The organism is Longispora fulva, assembly GCF_015751905.1.
Classification (GTDB): Bacteria; Actinomycetota; Actinomycetes; order Mycobacteriales; family Micromonosporaceae; genus Longispora; species Longispora fulva.
The window spans coordinates 4,538,396-4,555,029 of sequence record NZ_JADOUF010000001.1 but is presented as its reverse complement, the minus strand read 5'-3'; the positions used below and the strand labels follow the sequence as shown (position 1 = coordinate 4,555,029).

The 16,634-nt window shown below is 71.6% G+C and carries 15 protein-coding genes; 10 read left to right on the top strand and 5 right to left on the bottom strand.

Annotated features, from left to right (window positions below; all coding sequences use genetic code 11):
* Positions 1-11: 11 nt before the first annotated feature.
* Positions 12-1,016 (bottom strand): response regulator transcription factor, encoded by a 1,005-nt coding sequence (locus IW245_RS42280; protein ID WP_197004729.1) that lies wholly within the window; start codon positions 1,014-1,016, stop codon positions 12-14.
* 252 nt (positions 1,017-1,268) lie between these two features.
* On the opposite strand from IW245_RS42280, the gene IW245_RS20170 reads away from it, so the two are divergent.
* Entirely contained in the window at positions 1,269-1,583 is a 315-nt protein-coding gene (locus tag IW245_RS20170) for a WhiB family transcriptional regulator (protein WP_197004728.1), read from the top strand.
* Positions 1,584-1,663: 80 nt separating this feature from the next.
* A complete protein-coding gene (locus IW245_RS20165; RefSeq protein WP_197004727.1) occupies positions 1,664-2,077 on the top strand; it encodes a hypothetical protein in 414 nt (137 codons plus the stop codon).
* Positions 2,078-2,243: 166 nt separating this feature from the next.
* On the opposite strand, the gene IW245_RS20160 is transcribed toward IW245_RS20165, so the two are convergent.
* Positions 2,244-2,873 (bottom strand): DsbA family protein, encoded by a 630-nt coding sequence (locus tag IW245_RS20160; protein WP_231398874.1) that lies wholly within the window; start codon positions 2,871-2,873, stop codon positions 2,244-2,246.
* A gap of 69 nt (positions 2,874-2,942) precedes the next feature.
* On the opposite strand from IW245_RS20160, the gene IW245_RS20155 reads away from it, so the two are divergent.
* From IW245_RS20155 to IW245_RS20140, 4 genes are all read left to right on the top strand, one after another.
* Positions 2,943-3,596 carry a response regulator transcription factor gene (locus IW245_RS20155; protein ID WP_197004726.1) on the top strand — a complete coding sequence of 218 codons (654 nt, stop codon included), beginning with the start codon at positions 2,943-2,945 and terminating at the stop codon, positions 3,594-3,596.
* The gene (locus IW245_RS20150; RefSeq protein ID WP_197004725.1) at positions 3,593-4,729 is read left to right on the top strand and encodes a sensor histidine kinase; all 1,137 of its coding nucleotides are present in this window, start codon (positions 3,593-3,595) and stop codon (positions 4,727-4,729) included. Before IW245_RS20155 ends, IW245_RS20150 begins: the two co-directional genes overlap by 4 nt.
* Before the next feature lie 172 nt (positions 4,730-4,901).
* On the top strand, positions 4,902-7,355 hold the full coding sequence (locus tag IW245_RS20145; protein ID WP_197004724.1) for a M4 family metallopeptidase: 2,454 nt from the start codon (positions 4,902-4,904) through the stop codon (positions 7,353-7,355).
* A gap of 135 nt (positions 7,356-7,490) precedes the next feature.
* Positions 7,491-9,845 (top strand): DUF8508 domain-containing protein, encoded by a 2,355-nt coding sequence (locus tag IW245_RS20140; RefSeq protein ID WP_197004723.1) that lies wholly within the window; start codon positions 7,491-7,493, stop codon positions 9,843-9,845.
* A 63-nt stretch (positions 9,846-9,908) separates the two neighbouring features.
* Here IW245_RS20140 and IW245_RS20135 read toward each other — a convergent pair whose 3' ends face one another.
* On the bottom strand, positions 9,909-10,541 hold the full coding sequence (locus IW245_RS20135; RefSeq protein ID WP_233473030.1) for a DUF5701 family protein: 633 nt from the start codon (positions 10,539-10,541) through the stop codon (positions 9,909-9,911).
* Positions 10,542-10,646: 105 nt separating this feature from the next.
* Between IW245_RS20135 and IW245_RS20130 the strand changes: the two genes are divergently transcribed.
* Positions 10,647-11,474: a TetR/AcrR family transcriptional regulator gene (locus IW245_RS20130; RefSeq protein WP_233473029.1), complete on the top strand. Its 828-nt coding sequence runs from the start codon at positions 10,647-10,649 to the stop codon at positions 11,472-11,474.
* A 29-nt stretch (positions 11,475-11,503) separates the two neighbouring features.
* On the opposite strand, the gene IW245_RS20125 is transcribed toward IW245_RS20130, so the two are convergent.
* Positions 11,504-13,327 (bottom strand): endonuclease/exonuclease/phosphatase family protein, encoded by a 1,824-nt coding sequence (locus IW245_RS20125; protein ID WP_197004722.1) that lies wholly within the window; start codon positions 13,325-13,327, stop codon positions 11,504-11,506.
* A gap of 86 nt (positions 13,328-13,413) precedes the next feature.
* Between IW245_RS20125 and IW245_RS20120 the strand changes: the two genes are divergently transcribed.
* Positions 13,414-14,568, top strand: coding sequence for a YncE family protein (locus IW245_RS20120; RefSeq protein ID WP_197004721.1), 1,155 nt, complete (start codon positions 13,414-13,416; stop codon positions 14,566-14,568).
* Here IW245_RS20120 and IW245_RS20115 read toward each other — a convergent pair.
* On the bottom strand, positions 14,539-15,807 hold the full coding sequence (locus IW245_RS20115) for a hypothetical protein (RefSeq protein ID WP_197004720.1): 1,269 nt from the start codon (positions 15,805-15,807) through the stop codon (positions 14,539-14,541). The genes IW245_RS20120 and IW245_RS20115 overlap by 30 nt on opposite strands.
* A 104-nt stretch (positions 15,808-15,911) precedes the next feature.
* On the opposite strand from IW245_RS20115, the gene IW245_RS20110 reads away from it, so the two are divergent.
* Positions 15,912-16,340 (top strand): protealysin inhibitor emfourin, encoded by a 429-nt coding sequence (locus IW245_RS20110; protein WP_197004719.1) that lies wholly within the window; start codon positions 15,912-15,914, stop codon positions 16,338-16,340.
* Positions 16,341-16,390: 50 nt separating this feature from the next.
* Positions 16,391-16,630: a hypothetical protein gene (locus tag IW245_RS20105; protein WP_197004718.1), complete on the top strand. Its 240-nt coding sequence runs from the start codon at positions 16,391-16,393 to the stop codon at positions 16,628-16,630.
* Positions 16,631-16,634 lie beyond the last annotated feature (4 nt).

Below are 16,634 nucleotides of genomic sequence, written 5' to 3'. Positions count from 1 at the left end.
CACCCCGGTGGTCAGGCGGCCGCGCGCAGCCGGGGGATCCGCTCGTCCGGGAGCCGGATCAGGCCCTCGCGGATCGCCAGCACCGCCGCCTCGGTCCGCGAGCCGCACCCGAGCTTGGCGAGCAGGTGCTCGACGTGCTTGGCGGCGGTCTTCGGCGCGACGGTGAGCGCGACGGCGATCTGCGGGTTGGTGTAGCCGGCGACCATCAGGTGCAGCACGTCCAACTCCCGGGCCGTCAGCTCGTACGGCAGCCGGGCCGGGTTCTCGACCACGACCGCCCCGCCCGCCACCGGGTACATCCGGACCTGGTGCCAGCCGCCGTTGTCGTCGGGCCACCAGAACCGGGGCGGCAGGTACCCGCCGGCCAGGTGGTGCGCCACGTCGGCCACGAGTCCCTCGCCCCGGGCGAGCTGCGGCCCCATCTCGCAGCCGGGGACCGGCACCGCCCGGCCCTCCCGGCTCACGATCGCGGCGTTGTCGCCGGGTCCCAGCGTGGTCAGCGGGTCGGTGGCGGTGCGCATCACGTCGGCGACCCCGGCGAGCATCGTCTGCAGGGTCACCAGCGCCGGCACCGCGTCGTCGGACGGATGCTCCGTGCTGTCCGTGGACAGGTGCAGGCTGCCGGTGTAGCGGCCGGACCGGGTGTAGAGGCACACGGTCACGCCCTCGACGAAACCGTTGGGCGCGAAGGTCTCCACGGCCGAGCGGGTCTCGCGGTACGGCACCGCGCCGGGGAAGTCCCGCCACCGCATCGGCGTGGTGTCCTCGCCCCGCATCAGGCTGTACGCGGCGTCGTCGTCCACGAAGTGCGTGTCCAGGAAACGCAGCACCTGGTCGGAGTACCCGTCGTTGGCGAGGGTGTGGTGCTCGCCGGTCAGCGGGTCGTACCGGCTCAGGCACGCCGCCGCGTACGGAACGATCCGGTGGATCACGCGCAGGGCTTCGGCGGCGGCCTGCGCGGGGTCGGCTGTCCCACCCGTCACGCAGCCGATCTCGACCAGCGCGTCCTGCCACACGGGCGCCTCCCCCCTGTGCTGTGCGGCAAGAGTGCCCAGGTCAGGCCCCCGGTGTCAAGGACGTCGATCCGACGAAGTTCTTACAAGAAATGGGGAGGTTGACGTATTCACACCAGGCGTTGACATCGTTAGCGTCGATGTCCTACGGCGCCCCCGAGGGGGGTCTGAGGGCGGCGCCGGCGGGGAGGGGCCACGGGTAGCGCCAGGGGGTGGCGCGCCCGGCCCCGTCCCCGATGGCTAAGGGGGCCGAACATGACGATCGACATGGAATGGACGTTGCGGGCCAGTTGCCGGGGAAGCAACCCGGAGGCGCTGTACGTCGACGGGGCCGCCCAGCACGAGGCCAAGCGGATCTGCGAGCACTGCCCGGTCCGCTACCGCTGCCTCGCCGAGGCGCTCGACGCCGGGGACGAACACGGCGTATGGGGAGGAATGACCGACCGGGAGCGCCGCGCCCTGCGCAAACAGCACCCGAGGGTCACCAGCTGGCGCGAGCTGTTCGCCGAGGCGCTCGGCCCGAGGGCGCGGGTCTGGTCCCTGGCCGAGAAGAAGCCGGTCCACGTCTGACGCCACCGCGCCGGAAAGCCGACCGCGCCGCCTCGCGCACGGCGTTGCCCCGACTGGCCGTGAGGGACTAGTTTCGTGGGGTGATGTCGAGCGAGGTGGACGAACGGTACGAACACCTCCGGGCACTGCTCACCGGCGACGAGAGAGCCACCGGCCTGCGGTACCGCCACGAGACCCGCTTCCCCCGCCTCCTGAGCTACTGGGCGTACGAGGGCCGGGGCAGCAACGTGTCCTGGTGGTGCGTGTGGTGGGTGCTGCCCCGGCCGGGTCTGCTGCTCCGCCGGGCGGCGCTGGTCGGCTGGACCACCTCGGACCTGGGGGTCGACGAGGCGTCGGGCCGGCACCGGGTGGTCTACGACGACTGCGACGACTGGCTCTACACCGGACCGGCGGCCCGCCGGATCTACAAGCACGCCCTGGGCGGCGCCCAACTGCTCTACGTCGACACCTGGCCCAAACCACTCTGGCCGGACGTCGACGGCAATGTCAGCTGACACCACCGGCGACCGCCACCGGTGCGCCGGCCGGGAACGATCCGCGCCGGCGACCGGCGGCGACCCGCGCACCCGCCGGCCGCCCGGAACGCGCCCCGAACTCCGCGCGCCCCGGACAACCGCTGGAAACCGGAACAGGAACCACCGTAACCGGTGAAAAAAGGTTCTAGAACAGCCGGGGGGATTCGTCGCCCCGGGACCGCTTGAGCTCGAAGAAGCCCGGCGTGCCGGCGACCAGCAGCACGCCGTCCCACAGCCGCGCTGCGGCCTCCCCGCGCGGCACGGGCGTGACGACCGGCCCGAAGAACGCGATCGTCTCGCCGTCGGCCCCGGGCACATGGATCACGGGGGTACCGACGTCCTGGCCGACCAGGTCCATGCCGGCGTGGTGGCTGGCCCGCAGCTCCGCGTCGAACGCGTCGGAGTGCGCGGCCTCCGCGAGGTCCGCCGGCAGCCCGGCCTCGGCCAGCGCACCGAGGATGATCTCCTCCTGGGTGCCCTTGTCCGGGGTGTGGATCCGGTTGCCGAGGGCGGTGTAGAGGGGCAGCAGGACCTTGTTCCCGAACCGCTGCTCGGCCGCGACGCACACCCGCACCGGGCCCCAGGCTCTGGCGAGGAAGTCGGTGTAACTCTGCGGCAGGTCGCGGCCGGCGTTGAGCACGGACAGGCTCATGACGTGGAACCGGAAGTCGACGGGGCGGACCTGTTCGACCTCCAGCAACCAGCGGGAGGTGACCCACGCCCACGGGCAGGACGGGTCGAACCACATATCGGCGGTGACGCGCTCGGTACTCATGCTTCGCACTGTATCCACGGCGGGGATCTGTAACCTTGGTGTTATGCGCCACCAGGCAGGGTAGTCATCATGCGCGTACTGATAGCCGAGGACGAACCGACACTCGCCGAGCACATCGCCGACGGGCTGCGTGACGCCGGCATGGCTGTCGACGTCGCCCCCGACGGCGCCGACGCGCTGGCCAAGGTCGGCGTGAACGCGTACGACGTCCTCGTCCTCGACCGCGACCTGCCCGTCCTGCACGGCGACGACGTGTGCCGGGCGCTGGCCGGCCGGGCCGACGCGCCGCTGATCATCATGCTCACGGCGTTCGTGGAGCTGGCCGACCGGCTCGACGGGCTGGCGATGGGCGCGGACGACTACCTGGGCAAGCCGTTCGCGTTCGACGAGCTGGTGCTGCGGGTCCGGGCCCTGGGGCGGCGGGGCCGCAGCCAGTCGGCGCTGCTGCGCCGCGACTCGATCGAGATGGACACCCTGCGCCGGGCGGTGTGGCGGGACGGCCGGGTGATCAGGCTCACGGCCAAGGAGTTCGCCGTCCTGGAGGCGCTGATGGTCTCCGACGGCGCGGTGGTGAGCACCGAGGACCTGCTCGAGCGGGTCTGGGACGAGAACACCGACCCGTTCACGAATACTGTGCGGGTGACGATGAACCGGCTGCGCCGCAAGCTCGGTGACCCTGCGGTCATCGAGACCCTGGTCGGGGCCGGATACCGGCTGCCGTGAGCGGACGGCTCACGATCCGCTCGCGGCTCACCCTGCTCTACGGGACGGTGTTCCTGCTCGGTGGCCTGATGCTCATCGCGATCATGGTGTTCTCCGTCCGCTCGGACATCCTGAACCAGCCGACCACCGAGCAGCTGCACGACCAGGCCAGCACCCAGGCCGGCACGCCGGCGCCGCCGGACAACGCCGCCGTGGCCGCCGAGGAGCGGATCCGCCGGCAGTTGCGCGACGACGACCTCGAGCAGCTCGCGTTGAACTCCGTCGGCGTCCTCGGCGTCCTCGTCCTGCTGTCGGGCGGGGCCGGCTGGTGGATCGCCGGGCGGACCCTGAACCGGCTGCGCCAGGTCATCGACGCCGCCAAGCGGGCCGGGGAGAACACCCTGCACGAGCGCCTGGACCTGCCCGGACCCCGCGACGAGATCAAGGAGCTGGGCGACACGTTCGACGCGATGCTCGCCCGGCTGGACGCCTCCTTCGAGGGGCAGCGGCGGTTCGTGGCCAACGCGTCGCACGAGCTGCGTACCCCGCTGGCCGTGACCCGGACCGCCGTCGAGGTCACCCTGGCCAAGCAGTCGGCGTCCGAGGCCCAGCTGCGGGCGATGGGGGAGGACGTGCGCGCGGCGACCCTGCGCGCCGAGAGCCTGATCGACAGCCTGCTGACCCTGGCCCGCAGCGAGCAGGAGGTCCGGGGCGGCGAGCTGGACGACCTGGGGGACCTGGCTGCCGAGGCGGTGGACGCCGTGCGCCGCGAGGCGGCCCGGCACGCCGTGACGATCACGGCCGACCTGGGGTCGGTGCCGGTGCGCGGCGACGTGGCGCTGCTGTCGCGGGCCGTGGAGAACCTGGTGGAGAACGCCGTCCGGCACAACGTGCGCGGCGGCTCGGTCCGGGTCACCTCGGGGGCCGGCGGGTTGCGGGTCGTCAACGACGGAGCCGTGATCGAGCCGGAGCTGCTCGGGCAGCTGTTCGAGCCGTTCCATCGGGGCAGTCGCACCCGACTGGGGGGTGACGGGGTGGGCCTCGGGCTGTCCATCGTGCGGTCGGTCGCGCGGGCCCACGGCGGGTCGGTGGAGGCCGAGGCCCGGCCCGAGGGTGGTCTGGTGGTCACCCTGACCCTGCCGCCTGTGGAATGATCACCGCAGGACATCATGGGGTTACTCACGGGTAAAGATATTGATAAGGGCAGTTAACATAACACGTGATTTAAGTAAGTTTTATTTTAACCTTGGGTTCCCCTTGAGTCGTTGATCTCAATACTCCGCACTACCGCTACAGCGGTATCCCCACCCCTCCGGAGGATTGACAATGGTCCCCTTCGATCCAAAGCGCGCTGTCAAGGCGGGTGCCGGGCTCGCGCTCGTCGCCGGGCTGCTCGGCCTCCCGGCCGTCGCCGCCACCGCCTCGACCACCCAGACCGCCCCGCACGCCTCGCCGGCCCTGGCCGTCGCGGACGCCCAGGCCAGCCTGTCCTCGCACGGTGCGGCCCTGCGGGCCACCGGCTCCGACGCGTTCACCGCGACCGGCAGCAGCGTGGACGCCAACGGCAACCGGCACGTGCGCTTCAACCGCACCTTCAAGGGCCTGCCGGTCCTCGGCGGTGACGTGGTCGTGCACAGCGCCGCCAACGGACAGTTCTCCGACGCGAGCGTCGGCCTGCAGGCCCCGCTGAACGTGTCGACCAGCCCGAAGGTCACCGCGCAGCGGGCGGCCGAGCTGGCGGCCGGCGGCTTCGCAGGCAAGCCGGCGAGCTCATCCCCGGCCCTCGTCGTCGACGCCACCCAGGAGTCCGCGGCGCTGGCCTGGAAGGTCACGGTGCTCGGCACCGCGTCCGACAACACGCCGAACCGGCTCACCGTGCTCGTGGACGCGCAGACCGGTGCGATCCGCAACGCCGAGGACACCCTGCGCACGTTCATCGCGCGCGGCAAGACGAAGCCCGGGGCTGCCACCGCTGTCACCCCGGTCGCCACGTCCGGCAATGGCAAGGGCTACCAGGTCGGCGACGTCACCATCGGAGTGAACTCGATCTCCGGCGGTTACGAGATGAAGGACCCGAACCGGGGCAACGGCGAGACCCGCGACGCGCTGAACAAGGGCGACGCGAACGGCAACACCGACCCGACGGTCGCGTCCTCGGCGGCGTTCACGTCGACCACGACGACGTTCGGTGACAACACGTTGAACAACCGGGCCACGGTGGGCGTTGACGCGCACTTCGGTATCGCGGCGACGTGGGACTACTACAAGAACGTGATCGGCCGTAACGGCATCAAGAACGACGGCGTGGGCGTCATCTCCTACGTGCACTACTACGTCAACTACGGCAACGCCGGCTGGTCTGACACGTGCTCGTGCATGATCTACGGCGACGGTGACGTCGGTTCCAAGCCGTTCACGGAGCTGGACGTCGCCGGTCACGAGATGAGCCACGGTGTGGCCGCCGCGACCGCCGCGCTGGGTTACTCCGGTGACGTCGGTGGCATCAACGAGGCCAACAGCGACATCATGGGCACCGAGGTCGAGTTCAACGCGAACATCCCGGGCGACGTTCCGGACTACCTCATCGGCGAGAAGATCGACATCAACGCCAACGGCACGCCGCTGCGGTACATGGACAAGCCGTCCAAGGACGGCCGGGGCTCGGTGGACTGCTGGACGACCAGCACCAAGAACCTCGACCCGCACTACTCCTCCGGCGTGGGTAACCACTGGTACTTCCTGGCCAGCCAGGGCTCGGGCGCCTCGACCGTCAACGGCGTGTCGTACAACAGCCCGGTCTGCAACAGCGCCCCCGCGGTGACCGGTATCGGCCACACGACCGCTGCGAAGATCTGGTACCGGGCGCTGTCGACCTACATGACGTCGACCGAGACCTACCCGATGGCCCGTAAGGACACCATCAAGGCCGCCAACGACCTGTACGGCACCGGCAACGGCGCCGAGTGCGCCGGCGTCAAGGCCGCGTGGCTCGCCGTCGGTGTCGCCGTCCAGACCGGCGAGGCCGCCTGCGCCACCGGTGGCACGGGCACCAACACCGTCACCGTCACCAACCCGGGCGCCAAGACCGGCACCGTGGGCACCGCCGCCAGCCTGCAGATCAGCGCGACCGACTCCGCGTCGGGCGCCACGCTGACCTACTCGGCCACCGGCCTGCCGACCGGCCTGTCGATCGCCTCCACCACCGGTCTGATCTCCGGCACCCCGACCACGGCGGGCAGCTACAACGTCGTCGTCACGGTCAAGGACCAGACCAACGCCTCCGGCACCGCGTCCTTCACCTGGACGATCAACGGCACCGGTGGCGGCTGCACCGCCGCGCAGAAGGTCGCCAACGGCGGCTTCGAGTCCGGCGCCGCCTCGTGGACCGCGTCCTCCGGCGTGATCGACAACGGCACCTCGCAGCCGGCGCACGCGGGCTCCTACAAGGCCTGGCTGAACGGCTACGGCTCCTCGCACACCGACACCCTCACCCAGTCGGTGACGGTGCCGGCGGGCTGCTCGACGTACACGCTGAGCTTCTACGTGCACATCGACACCGCGGAGACCGGCACCACCGCGTACGACAAGCTGACCGTCAAGGTCGGCACCACCACCCTGGCCACCTACAGCAACGCCAACGCGGCGGCCGGGTACGTCCTGAAGAGCTTCAACCTGTCGGCCTTCGCCGGTCAGACCGTGACGCTCTCCTTCACCGGTGTTGAGGACTCGAGCCTCAAGACCAGCTTCGTGATCGACGACGTGGCGCTCAACGTCGCCTAGTCACCGCTCCACAGTGGCCCGCCCCGGTATCGGGGCGGGCCACTGCCGTTCATCTTGGATTCTCCCCGTGGTCGGGTGTCCGGACGCTACAGTCAGCCCCGGACCCGCCCATCCCACCCTTTGGGAGACCAAGTGATGAGATACCGGATAGCCGGCGCGCTGGCCGTGGGGCTCGGCCTCGCGGCGGTGGCCGTCGCCAGTCCCGTCCAGGCAGCGTCGCCGAACATCGTCCTCAGTGAGGTGTACGGCGGGGGCGGCAACACCGGCGCCCCCTACGCCAACGACTTCGTCGAGCTGTACAACCGCGGCACCAGCGCGGTCAGCGTCGCCGGCTGGAGCGTGCAGTACGCCTCAGCGTCCGGCACCACCTGGCTGACCACCGCGCTGACCGGCAGCGTCGCCCCCGGTGGCTACTACCTGGTGAAGCTCGCCGCCGGCACCAGCGGCGGCGCGGCCCTGCCCACCCCGGACGCCACCGGCACGACGAACATGTCGGCCACCTCCGGCAAGGTCGCCCTCGTGACCTCGACCAGCGCCCTGACCTGCGGGTCGAACTGCGCGACGGCGACCGGCGTCCGCGACTTCCTCGGCTACGGCTCGGCGAACGACTCCGAGACCTCCCCGGCCCCGGCCGGCAGCAACACCGTGTCGGTGAACCGGACCAACCCGGCCGCCGACGCCGACAACAACGCGACCGAGTTCGCGACGGCCGCGCCGAGCCCGAAGAACACCACCTCGGGCGGGGGCGACACCTGCGGGTACCCGTCGCCGCGGATCCGCGACATCCAGGGCGCCGCGCACATCTCCCCGAAGAACGGCCAGGCCGTGTCCGGGGTGCGGGGCGTCGTGACCGCGGTGGGCAGCAAGGGCTTCTGGTTCCAGGACCCGTGCCCGGACGCGAACCCGGCCACCTCCGAGGGCCTGTACGTGTTCACCAACGCCGCCGGTTCCGCCGTCGTCGGCCAGGACGTGGCCGTGGACGGCACGGTGAGCGAGTACCGGTCCGGGGGCGCGTCGAGCACCAATCTGACCGTCACCGAGATCGCCACCCCGACGGTGAGCGTGGTGGCCTCGGGCAAGCCGGTGCCGGCCGCGACCGTGATCGGCTCCGGTGGCCGGGTGCCGCCGGCCACCGTGATCGACGACGACGCGAACGGGGACGTGGAGACGTCCGGCACGTTCGACGCGACCACCGACGGGATCGACTTCTACGAGTCCATGGAGGGCATGCGGGTCCAGGTGACCGCGCCGAAGGCCGTCGGCCCGTCCAACAGCAACGGCGAGATCCCGGTGATCGGCGACACCGGCACGGTCCGCACCAACCGGGGCGGCATCATGATCCGGTCGGGTGACTTCAACCCCGAGCGGGTGATCCTCGACGACTACATCCTCGCCGGGTCCACCCCGACCGGGGTGAACGTGGGCGACACGTTCACCGGCCCCGCGGTCGGGATCATGGACTACTCGGCCGGCAACTACAAGCTGGACCTGACCGGCGCGCTGACCCGGGTGTCCGGAGGGCTCACCCCGGAGACCACGGCGGCGACCCCGGCCGGCCAGCTGTCGGTGGCCACGTTCAACGTGCAGAACCTGGCCCCGTCGGACCCGCAGTCCAAGTACGACGGACTGGCCAACGTGATCGTGAACAACCTGGCCAAGCCGGGCATCCTCGTGGTTGAGGAGGTCCAGGACAACGACGGCGCGACGAACAGCGCCGTGGTCGACGCCAGTCAGACCTGGGCGAAGCTGATCGCGGCGATCAGCACGGCCGGCGGCCCGACGTACGACTACCGGTCGATCAACCCGGTCGACGACCAGGACGGCGGCCAGCCGGGCGGCAACATCCGGGTCGGCTTCCTGTTCCGGACCGACATCGGGCTGTCCTTCGTGCCCGGCACGGCCGGCGACTCGACGACGGCCGTCGGGGTCGTCAACGTCGGAGGTGCCGACAAGGTTGGGCTGACCCTCAACCCGGGCCGGGTCGACCCGGGCAACGCGGCGTGGGCGGCGACCCGCAAGCCGCTGGTCGGGGAGTTCCGGTACGCCGGTGCCCCGCTGTTCGTGATCGCCAACCACTGGAGCTCCAAGGGCGGCGACGACCCGCTGTTCGGCCGCAACCAGCCGCCGGTGCACTCCAGCGAGGTGAAGCGTGGCCAGCAGGGCGACGTGGTGGCCGCGTTCGTGTCCCAGATCCTGGCCGTGGACTCCCAGGCCCGGATCGTGGTCGCCGGTGACCTCAACGACTTCGAGTTCTCCGTCGCCGTCGGCAAGCTGATCACGGCCGGGATGACGGACCTGCCGTCGACCCTGCCGGACGCGGAGCGCTACTCCTACGTGTACGAGGGCAACTCTCAGTTCCTCGACCACATCCTGGTGTCGCCGTACCTGGCGGCGAAGTCCTACGGGTACGACGTCGTGCACGTGAACTCCGAGTTCGCCGTGCAGGTCAGCGACCACGACCCGCAGATCGTCCGACTGCCCCTGCCGTAACGGAAGGTGCCGGGGAGGGGACGCCTCCCCGGCACGCCGTCAGGCCAGCCCGGGCCTCAGGGGTCAGGCCCGGGCCCCGGCCGAGGCGGTGCCCAGCCAGGTGTGCGGATTGCCCGCCCAGCACCAGCCGAGCTTGGGCGCGCCCGCACTGATCCACAGCGCCGGCACCCGCCGGTCGCCGCACCGCGAACCGCCCAGCATGAAGCACTTGTTCTTCTCCAGCGTCGCCGGGAAGTGTGTGGCCACGGCGATCCCCTCCTCGATCGTGAGCGGTGTCCGCCCCCGCCCGGCGATCGTCTCCATCGCCTCCTGCGGCCGCACGTCGCAGAACTCCTCGCCGCGCTCGACGTCGAAGACCACATAGGCCGCCACGTCCGGGACCCCCAGATCCTCGACGGGTACGAACCTGGCCACCTCCCCCTCCGCGTAGTTGCGGTCCACCACGCCCGGCTTCTTCTTCCCGGCGAGGGTGAGCAGCGGCACGGACCGGTAGGGGTCCACCCGCACCACCAGCGCGAACGGCACGGCCGATGCCGTCGCCGGCCCCATCGGCCCCCGGGCGAGGACGGTCTCGCGCGCCGGGGCGACCAGCGTGGCGAACTCCCCGGCGGTCAGCCCGGCCAGCGCCGGATACCCCAGGTCGAGCAGCCCCTGAACCTGCCGGTCGAACTCGGCGCCCGCGTCGAATGTGGTCACCTGTGCTCCTCTCGTCAGAGCCCGATTATATCCATACGCTGTAAATAGTTTACCAGGTATGGAGTTGTGGCCCTGCTCGCACGGTCCGGCGTGCACAATGACGGGGTGAGCATCGAGTACAGCGGCACCGGCGACCCGGCCCGCAGCATGGAACTGCTCTGGGGCGTCCAGGACAAGCCGCGCCGGGGCCCGAAGCCCAAGCTCACGGTCGCCCGGATCACGGCGGCGGCGGTCGCGATCGCCGACGCGGAGGGCCTGGACGTGCTCACGATGCGCAAGGTCGGCGACGCGCTGGGCGTGACCGCGATGTCGCTGTACAACTACGTCCCCGGCAAGGGCGAACTCCTCGACCTGATGCTCGACTCCGTGTACGCGGAGCTGGCCACGGGCGACGACGAACGGGTCGCCGTCGGCGCGGAGCCGGCCCCGGGCGGCGCGGGGACGGCTCCCGGCGCGGCCGGGGACTGGCGGACCCGGCTGGAGCGGGTCGCCCGCGACAACCGGGCCCTCTACCTGCGGCACCCCTGGCTGCTGCGGGTCGCCTCCAGCCGGCCGGTGCTGGGCCCGCACACCATCGCCAAGTACGAGCGGGAGCTGGGGGCCGTCGACGGGCTCGGGCTCACGGACATCGAGATGGACCTGCTCGTCCAGCTCGTCAACGACTACGTGCACGGCGCGGTCCGGGGCGCCGTCGAGGACGCCCAGGCCCTCGGCAGCACGGGCATCACCGACCAGGAGTGGTGGGAGGCGAACGGGCCGCTGCTGGAGCGGGTGTTCGACGCGGAGCGCTTTCCGCTGGCGGCCAGGGTCGGCTCGGCGTCCGGCGAGGAGTACCAGGCGGCGCACGATCCGTCCCGGGCGTTCGAGTTCGGCCTGCGGGTACTCCTCGACGGCGTCGCCGCGACCCTGCCCGGGACGCCCGGACCGCGCTGAGGCGAGCGACCGGGCCGCCACCCGCCGGGCTATCCCACCTGGAGGGACACCGCCACCGCCCGGTGGTCCGACGCCCGGCTGTCCGGGGTCACCACCCCGATCGCCGTCAGCCCCGTCGTGATCAGCACGTGGTCGATCTGCTGGGTCGGCCTGTCGGCGGGGAACGTCGGCACCGGCCGGCTCGGCGCGAGCGCGTCGGTCAGCCCGGCCGTCGTCAGGGGCGCGAAGGCCGGCGCGCCCGGCTCGATGTTCAGGTCCCCGGCCAGGACGACCGGCCGGCCGCCGGCGGCCAGCTGGCTGACGAGCCGGGCCGCGACCACCGCCTGGCTGAGGGCCGGGGAGTCGCCGGCCGGCTGGAAGTGGGTGCACACCACGGCCAGCTCCCGGCCGCCGGCCACCCGGAGTACGACGCCCAGCGCCTGCGCCCCGGTCGGACCCTCCCGCGGCAACGTGACGGACCGAGAGGACACGATCGTGGCCCTGGTCAGGATCGCGTCGCCCCAGACCTGGTCGGCGGCCGGGGCGAAGACGTAGCGCATGCCGAGCCGCCGGGCGAGCAGGCCGAGGGTGTCGTGGCCGCCGTTGAGGAACCAGCCCCGGTCGACCTCGCTGAGGAGCACCACGTCGGGATTCTGGCTCCGGATCGTGTCGGCGAGGGCGTCCACGGAGAACCGCCCGTCGAGCCCGAAACCCATTCTGATGTTGTACGACACCAGCCGCACCGTTCCCGGCGGCGTCGCGTCCGCCACGACCGGCTGCCCGTTGACGGCGACCAGCAGCGCCAGCCCTCCGAACAGGACGGCGTCGAAGCTGAGCGTCACGGCCCAGAACAGGGACCAGGGCCGCCGGTCGCGCTGGACCGGGCCGCCGTCCCGTCCGAGCAGGGCGGCGACGCCGACGCAGGCGAGGGCGGCCAGGAGCACCATGTCGTTGCCGAACGGGAGGTCGAGGTCGTAGGCCGCGTAGTACAGGAAGAACAGGACCACGAAGACGAGCAGTCCGGCGGCGGCCAGCTGTCCCGGGTGGCGGTTCCGCGCGGGCCGGGCCGCCAGGCCTAGCGCGGGGCCGAGGGCCAGGGTGGTCGCCACGGTGAGGAGCACGCCGCGCCAACCCCCGTGCGTGACCGCGTCCACGCCGACGACCAGCACCAGGCACGCCGACCTGCCGAACCAGGCGCTGGCCTCGTGTCCGACCCTGGCCAGCCGGACCGCGAGGATGCCGGCACCGGCGACCAGCGCCACGCCCCACACCCCGGTCAGCGCTCCCGCACGGGCCGTCGATCCGGTGAGGACGCCGAACACGAGCAGCGCCGGCCCGACGGCGAACCAGAACCGGTCGGGGGCGGGGGCGGCGGCGGGGGAGTCGAGGTCCGTGCGGACCGCGGCGGCCAGCGTCCCGAGGCCGACGACGACCAGCACCGCCCAGGCCCACCAGCCGTGCCGCCACATCAGGTCCACGCCGCCGAGCAGGGCGTGCCCGGTGGTGCTGATCGCGAAGCCGCCGACGATCCCGGTCACGGCCCGCCGGCCGTCGAGTCCGCCGACGGCGAGGGCCACGATCCACCACAGTCCGAACACGAGCCCGGCCGTGGCCAGCACCAGTTGGCCGGTGCCGCCGTGGGTGGCCTGCAACAGGACCCGGGCGGCGACGAGGCCGATCACCGACGTCATCGCGAACCGGTCCGGTCCGGCTTTCCTTGCCAGCGGCACGGCGAGCCACGCCGCGCTGAACACGAGGAGCGCGAACAGGCCGATCTGCTCGGCCGGGGTGCTGCCGGCCGCGCCGTACACCGTGATCAGGGAGGGCAGCCACACCCGCAACACATCGATGAGTAGCGCTATGCCGAGAGCCATGGCGTTCACGGTAGCGGGCGGCGCACGAGCTGGGTAGTCGTCCGGGTACCCTGAGCAATGTGGGTAAAAAGCGTATTTTTGGGGTAATGCTGGTGGCCGTCACCGCCCTCGCCGGCTGCGGCCAGGCCGATCCGAAACCTCAGGCCCAGCCGGAGCCGGTGCCCACCCCGGCAGTGACCAGCGCCCCGCCCACCCCGACCATGGACCTGCTGCCGGGCATGCCGCCGCCGATCGACACCGCCGACGTGTACGCCGCGACGAACACGTTCAGCGCCGCCGTCGCCGGGGCGCGCGAACTCGTCTACGTCCCGCACAACGGCAGCCACGACATCTGGGTGATCGACCCGAAGACGTACCAGGTGATCGACAAGTTCGACGGGGGCAAGGAACCCCAGCACGTGGTGCCCGGGTACGACATGAGGACGCTCTACGCCACGGCCGACGAGATCCCCGGCGGCAGCCTCACGCCGATCGACCCGAAGACGGGGAAGCCCGGCGAGGTGATCCATGTGCAGGACCCGTACAACCTGTACTTCACGCCGGACGGGCGGTTCGCGATCGTGGTCGCGGAGGCGTACAAGCGGCTCGACTTCTACGAGTACCCGTCGTGGAAGCCGAACAAGAAGCTCTCCGTGCCCGAGTGCGCCGGGGTCAACCACATGGACTTCACGGCCGACGGCAAGCGGGCCCTGGTGACGTGCGAGTTCGCCAACAAGATGATCGTCGTGGACGTGGCCACGATGGAGCAGGTCGGCAGCTTCACCCTCGACCAGGTGGCCAACGGCATGCCCCAGGACTCCCGGCTGTCCCCGGACGGCAAACGGTTCTACGTCGCCGACATGATGGCCAACGGGGTGTACGTCTTCGACGGCAACGCCGACAGGCAGATCGGCTTCATCCCCACCGGCCGGGGCGCGCACGCCGTCTACTTCTCCCGCGACTCCAAGCGGATGTTCGTCACCAACCGGGGCGAGGGCACGATCACGGTGCTGGACCCGGTCACCGGAGCGAAGACCGGCAAGTGGACCATCCCCGGCGGGGGCAGTCCGGACATGGGTTCGCTGTCGGCCGACGGCACCCGGTTCTGGGTCTCCGGCAGATACCACAACGAGGTGTACGTCTTCGACACCACCAGTGGTGAGCTGGTCAAACGGATCCCGGTCGGCTCGGGGCCGCACGGGCTCACGTACTGGCCGCAGCCGGGGCGCTACTCACTCGGGCACACCAGCAACATCCGCTGACGGCCCAGGCGTCGGGCCGGCCCCGCCTCCGGCCCGGCGGCGGCGCACCGACCGCCACGACAGCACGGACAACGGTCCCACCACCAGCACGGACACCAGCTGCCACGGCCACCGCCAGTTCCGCTCCGGCCGCTCCTCGACCGCTGCGCCCCCGGCCACCCACCCGGTCGTGGTCAGCGACCACACCATGAACGTGTCCCCGATCGGCACCAGCCCGCCGAGATAGCTGTCCCCGACCCGGAACCCGGTCGCCTCCGCCAGCCCGGACAGCTCCGCGGCCGTGCGCTGGTCCCCGAACAGCACGGCCGTCCCCAGCCCCACGGCGCTCGCCGACGCCGACAGCCCGAACACCAGCGGCCCGGAATCCACGTCCCTGCCGCCGGACGCCCCGCGCGGGAACTCCCGGATCCCGGGCGCACCCGGCAGGGTCGAGGCGAACAGGTCCCGGAACGTCGTCCAGTCCCTGCGGGCCCGGGCCGGATCCAGCTCGGCGAGGAACCGCAGCGCCACCACCTGCGACGTCGCCCGCGCGCCCTCGACGGGCCGGCCGTCGGCCGGGTACGTGCGGTGCGGCAGCAGCCCGGTCGCCGGGTCGCGGTGCTCGTCGGACGCCGCCAGCCACCGGCCGACCACGCCGGCGTAGTCGCCCTCGCCGACCTGTTCGGCCAGCGCCAGGGACGCCACGGCCACCACCGAGTCCACCGGCCACGCCTGCCCCGGATAGGACTGCAGGAACGGCGTCGGACTCGCCAGCAGCGCCTCCGACAGGCTCTTCGTCTCGGCCCTCAGCTTCGGCCGCTCCGGTGCCGAGGGATCACCCGACAGTTTCACGATCCCGCCGCGCAGCCAGTTCGACCAGCCGACGTAGAACGCGCCGTACGCGGGGGACAGGCTGGCGGAGAACGGTGCCCGGCCGGCGTCGGAGTCCACGTGCTCCAGGGCCCACCGCGCCTCGGAGAGCGCCCTCTTCTGGTGTGCCGGCGAGCGCAGGCCGACGTTGACCCAGCTCAGCCCGTACAGCTCGTAGGAGAAGAAGTAGCCCTCCGGGAAGAGCCCCTGGGCCTCCTCGGCCGCCCCGCCGTCCAACGTGTCCCTCAGGTGCTCCAGCCGGGACACCGCCTCGGCCGCCACGTCGTCGGACCGCCGCTCCAGCGGGCTGGGGCTGTACAGCCGGAGGTTCACGAGCCCGGCGAGCAGGGTCACCAGGACGGTGGCGGAGAGGAGGAGGACCCGGCGCATCGGCCGATCATGCCAGCACCCACACGCCATGACCAAGGATCGATCGGCGTTGGCACCCGCGTCCGAGGCCGTGTCCCCGCCGCAGTAATCCGGTTATACCGGGCATGATCGCCCGTATCGTGACCGCCGTGGCCGCCCTGCTCCTGATCGGCGTCGCCGCCCCCGCGCCCGCCTCGCCGCTGCGCCCCGTGGCCAGGGAGACCGTGGCCTTCCAGGTCGCCGTCCGCCAGACCGGCGGCTTCGGCGGCGTCGACCGCACCGTCACCGTCAGCCGCTGGACCCCGCACCTCGACGCGCCCCGGGTCCTCGACCTGGCCGGCGGCCGTGAGTTCCAGGCGCTCGCCCCGAGCTACAGCAGCCCGGACCTGTGCTGCGACCGGTTCAACTACGAGGTCACGGTCGCCCATCTGGACGGCACGAGCCAGACGGTGACCGTGTTCGCCGAGGCCCCGGCACCGGCCGTGCTCCGCGAGGTGATCAGCGAGACCCTGCGGATCGGCACCCCGGCCGCCCGCCGGGGCGCCCTGCGCTAGCCGGCGCGACGGGGCCCCACGCGCGGGCCCCGGCGATCTAGGATCACCGCATGCTGGTGTCGAGTCTCCCGGACGTCCCGGGCCACACGTTCGAGATCCGGGGCCTGGTCTTCGCCGACTGCTTCCCGGGCAGTATCGGCGGCGGTAACCTGCCCACGATGATCCAGACCATCATCGAACAGGCGAACGGCTTCCGGGCGAACGCCATCATCGACGTCAAGCTCACCACGAGCGAGAGGATTCTCTGCGTGATGGGCACGGCCGTGGTCGTGACTCGGATCCAGGGCTGACGCC

Bases quoted from the DNA above. Each gene is read 5' to 3' on its own strand.
- IW245_RS20155 (WP_197004726.1), top strand. From the start codon at position 2,943: ATGCGCGTACTGATAGCCGAGGACGAACCGACACTCGCCGAGCACATC.
- IW245_RS20170 (WP_197004728.1), top strand. From the start codon at position 1,269: ATGACGATCGACATGGAATGGACGTTGCGGGCCAGTTGCCGGGGAAGC.
- IW245_RS20120 (WP_197004721.1), top strand. From the start codon at position 13,414: ATGCTGGTGGCCGTCACCGCCCTCGCCGGCTGCGGCCAGGCCGATCCG.
- IW245_RS20115 (WP_197004720.1), bottom strand. From the start codon at position 15,807: ATGCGCCGGGTCCTCCTCCTCTCCGCCACCGTCCTGGTGACCCTGCTC.
- IW245_RS20110 (WP_197004719.1), top strand. From the start codon at position 15,912: ATGATCGCCCGTATCGTGACCGCCGTGGCCGCCCTGCTCCTGATCGGC.
- IW245_RS20140 (WP_197004723.1), top strand. From the start codon at position 7,491: ATGAGATACCGGATAGCCGGCGCGCTGGCCGTGGGGCTCGGCCTCGCG.
- IW245_RS20125 (WP_197004722.1), bottom strand. From the start codon at position 13,327: ATGGCTCTCGGCATAGCGCTACTCATCGATGTGTTGCGGGTGTGGCTG.
- IW245_RS20160 (WP_231398874.1), bottom strand. From the start codon at position 2,873: ATGAGTACCGAGCGCGTCACCGCCGATATGTGGTTCGACCCGTCCTGC.
- IW245_RS20145 (WP_197004724.1), top strand. From the start codon at position 4,902: ATGGTCCCCTTCGATCCAAAGCGCGCTGTCAAGGCGGGTGCCGGGCTC.
- IW245_RS20105 (WP_197004718.1), top strand. From the start codon at position 16,391: ATGCTGGTGTCGAGTCTCCCGGACGTCCCGGGCCACACGTTCGAGATC.